The following is a 483-nucleotide window of genomic DNA, read 5'->3' as shown; positions in this document are numbered from 1 at the left end:
AATACGCCTGAAACTGATCCCCCATAACCAACAGCTTTACTTGCTACAAGTGCTGTAGCCGATGTGTCTAACGCTTGTTCAGACATGTAACCCCCTATTTTTAGCAATAAAAAAGCACCCGAAGGTGCTAAAACTGAATTGATTCTATTTGTTCAATACTTTCTGAGTCATAAATAAGTTGCCGAGCTATTCGGCTTCTTGAATGACAGTTTGAAACATGCTGAGCTAGCGCAATTCTCAAACCTCTCAATTGCTCTGCATCTAGCGAAACAATTGAATTGTCTTTCAATGTCCAATCTACTGAGACACCTAAATCACTTGCCACAATTATTCGGGCCTGTGAAGAAACGTCTGAATCAAAAGTAAAGTTTAAAAAAGAAAAACCACCATATTCGGCGGTTTCTCTTTGAATTTTGATCTCCGACCATTTCTGCTCTTTAGCTTGATCTAATGACCGAGGATCAATCCACTGTTTCAAATCAT

General features: G+C 39.1%; 1 protein-coding gene. It reads right to left on the bottom strand.

All coding sequences use genetic code 11. The features are described from left to right. Positions 1 to 127 precede the first annotated feature (127 nt). Positions 128 to 483: DUF4376 domain-containing protein (locus ACG9ZL_RS21165; protein ID WP_419361890.1), on the bottom strand; the 356-nt coding region annotated here is incomplete at its 5' end.

It is taken from the genome of Acinetobacter legionensis (assembly GCF_048551735.1).
GTDB lineage: Bacteria > Pseudomonadota > Gammaproteobacteria > Pseudomonadales > Moraxellaceae > Acinetobacter.
The sequence above is the reverse complement of the archived record's forward strand: the minus strand, read 5'-3'. Positions and strand labels throughout refer to the sequence as shown.